Source organism: Sphingomonas bacterium (assembly GCF_903643065.1).
In the GTDB taxonomy this organism is placed as follows: domain Bacteria; phylum Pseudomonadota; class Alphaproteobacteria; order Sphingomonadales; family Sphingomonadaceae; genus Sphingomonas.
Window position 1 is genome coordinate 1 of sequence record NZ_CAHJWX010000387.1, and the last position, 3,024, is coordinate 3,024.

The window sequence follows — 3,024 nt, forward strand, 5'->3', positions numbered from 1 at the left end:
AACAGGTTGCAGGTCTCCTCGGTGAGGTGCCCCGTCGAGAGAACGAGCATCGGCTCGATCGTGGCGGTTGCGGGGCTGGCGGCGGGGACCGCGATGGTTCGATCATCCATGGTGAGGCTCCTTCAGATCAAGCGGCCAGATCGAGGCCGGAGGCGGTAGTGGCGAGACCGGCGTTGAAGCGCTCCAGCCAGTCCGCCATGGTCGGTCGCTCGGCGAGCGGGATCATCGCCGCGACATCCTGGAACCGGATCAGGTCGGCCGGAGCGTCGCGCCAGATACGGTCGACCTCGGCCGCTGGCAGCAGCCGGTCGCGGCGGATGAAGTCGGTCATCCGGCCCGGGCGGGCGCGCGTCGTCTTGCGCCACAGGCCCTCGACCGTGTGCAGGCGCGGCGCGGCGCGCGCCTCCACCAGCACGATCAGGCGCAGGCACCAGGCCGGCAGCTCGCGAACCTCGTCCGGCGTCATGCCGATGCAGAACCAGCAGCTCGACTTGGGCGGCACAGGCAGGCCGGCGGTTTCGATCCGACGCGTGCATGCGTCGCGGTCCCATCCCCAGCGCCGCAAGGGATAGTCGTAGTCGTAGAGCGGGTCGTCGATCGTCGCGGCGTGGTTTGCGCGCAGCGTGTCGCGCACGCCGGCGTCGAACCCGATCAGGCGCGTGACCTTCTGGCCCCTGCCCCACGCCTCGACCGCCGGCCGCCACGTCCGCAGGAACGCGTCCTGCGGTGCCTTCTTGTATTTGAGGGAACAGCTCGACCCGCCCATGCTCTTGCTCGGCAGGGTGGCGTTGGTCAGCGCCATCTCCAGCAGCGAGTAGTAGGGTGGCCAGTGCTTGAACCGCTTGGGCTGGTAGCGGACCAGCTCATGGGCGATCCCGCGCTCGTCTATCCACGGGCGGATGATGTCGAGATAGGCGTAGGTCGCGGGCTTCTCGACGCCGGTGTCCGCGGTCAGGACTAGGTCGGGACGCTCGCCCCGAGCCTCCAGCTCGACCAGCAGGGCGGTGCTGTCGACGCCGACGCCGTAGGCGAGGACGACGGGCGCGCGCGGGACCATCCTACGCGGCCTCGGCGGGGATGGGCAGGCTCGCGAGGTGCCGCCAGCAGGCCTCGAGCGCGTCTTCGAGCGTCGGCTGGTCACCCAGGCGCTGGAAGCACGCGACGTCGCCGCGGATCACGCAGGCGTCCGGCTCCCAGACGGGGTCCGCCATGCCCTCGGGCCATTGGTGGAAGCCGTCGGGGTAGGCCGTGATCTTGTACGGACCCCAGAGCTGGGGATGCAGGCGCGTGTGGCGCGCGACATGGCGAGCGGGCATGGCGCAGGTCCTCGTGGGGGCGGTGCCGACTGGCGGCGTGGGACGGGGTCAGCCGGGGCCGGCGGTCAGGCGGCCTCGGGCATTCGCGGCGTCACCACCACGTCGAGCTTCTCGCGCGTGAGGGTGACGGAGACGGTGCGGTCGGCCGGCACGATCCAGGGATGGGCCTGGAGCAGCATGCGCAGCTGCGCCTCGATCGCGGCGTCGCCGCCTTCGAGCAGCCGCACCGTCCGCTTCTGCGCGGAGGCGCGGAAGCGGTCGACCTGGGTCTCGTAGCTGTCGTCGCCGCTGTCGCTGCTCGGGTCGAAGACGGCTTGCTGGAGCAGCTCGGCGACGTCGTACGCCGTGGCGGTGCTGCCGCGACGGACGAAGATGCCGACCTCGTCCACATCGTCGCAGTACGAAGTGTCCGGCGAGAAGGCGACGTCGGCCGCGTGGATCAGCTGGGAGGTGTCGCCGTCCTGGACGACCGTGATGACCAGCGAGATCGCCTCGACCAGGCCGCTGGCGGCACTTTCGGGAGCCTCGTCGACGTCGGTGACCTCGAACGTGGTCTCGCCGGCGTCGATGCGAAGCCGGACGTCGGTGACCCGTGCCAAGGCGTCGTACCAGCCATAGCCCTCGAAATGCCGCTGCGCTTCGACGAGCGGTCCGCCGAACGGCGATCGACCGGCGAGCGCGCGTTGCATCGGCTGGGCGATGATCGGCGCCTGGTCGGGGACCAGCACCATGGCGGCACCGCGCGTCCGCTCCTGCCCCTGCCAATTCTGCCGGTAGTCGGCGCAGGGGGCCGTCCAGCGGGTGAGATACGCGTCGGCCTCGGGCAGCGCGATCCCCAGCGCATCCGCTTCGAGCCATACCTTGTGGCTGAGGCGGTGCCCGCCGACCTTGGCGAGCGCGCGGAAGATCGCGACCTTGGCCGCGGCGCGAAGCTCCAGCAGCGCATGATTCTCGACCGGCTCCTTGCGTGCCGGCAGCACCAGCTGGATCTCGGGCGCGTCGATGATGTCGATGCGAACCGTCCATTTCCGGCCTCGGTCGACCTCGTCGACCATCGGCATGTCCGTCGCGACCGTCACGCCGTGGAAGTTGATGCGGACATTGCTCGGCAGGGGCCAATCGGACGCATGGCTGTCGAACACGCCGATGCGGCAGCCACGCCAGTCCTCGACGTGGACGGCACCGGCGAGCCACGGGCGACGCGGCAGCTCCTCGCCGTCGATGAGGACGGGCAGCGGGTAGAACAGGGCTACCGCCTCGAGAGTCGTGCGCAGGGTCGGCACCCATGCTTCGGGCATGGCGAGCGAGATCGCGGTGCCGCGAGCGATCGGATCCGCCTCGATCGCGATCGGCCGGCTCGTCTCCCACGCGCCTGCGGGGATGTGCGCGCACCAGCCCTGATGCTCGGGGCGCGACCAGGAGCGGACGATCACGTCGCGGCCGGCGAGGCTGAACACGCCCATCCCGGCCGGGTCCTCACGCTCGCGGGTGTCGTCGGCCCAACCGGAGCGGCCGAGCGTCACGATCGTGGCCGGGTCGGCGATGCCGTGGCCGTCGTCGGTGATGGTCAGCAGCCGGCACCCCGGCTGGCCCATCAGCGTCACACGGACGCAGGACGCGCCGGCGCGACGGGCGTTCTGCAGCAGCTCGTTGAGGATGTCGTGCGCCGAGCCGTTGAACAGGCGGCTGACCTTGGTGATGGTCTCGG

General features: G+C 70.6%; 3 protein-coding genes. All 3 read right to left on the reverse strand.

What is annotated here, in order from left to right; all coding sequences use genetic code 11:
- Positions 1-127: 127 nt before the first annotated feature.
- Complete coding sequence (locus tag HUU95_RS12590; RefSeq protein ID WP_174280416.1) at positions 128-1,057, reverse strand: hypothetical protein; 930 nt, start codon at positions 1,055-1,057, stop codon at positions 128-130.
- 1 nt (position 1,058) lies between these two features.
- Positions 1,059-1,316 (reverse strand): hypothetical protein, encoded by a 258-nt coding sequence (locus HUU95_RS12595; RefSeq protein WP_174280417.1) that lies wholly within the window; start codon positions 1,314-1,316, stop codon positions 1,059-1,061.
- 65 nt (positions 1,317-1,381) lie between these two features.
- On the reverse strand, positions 1,382-3,024 hold a 1,643-nt coding region (locus tag HUU95_RS12600), incomplete at its 5' end, for an ATP-binding protein (RefSeq protein WP_174280418.1).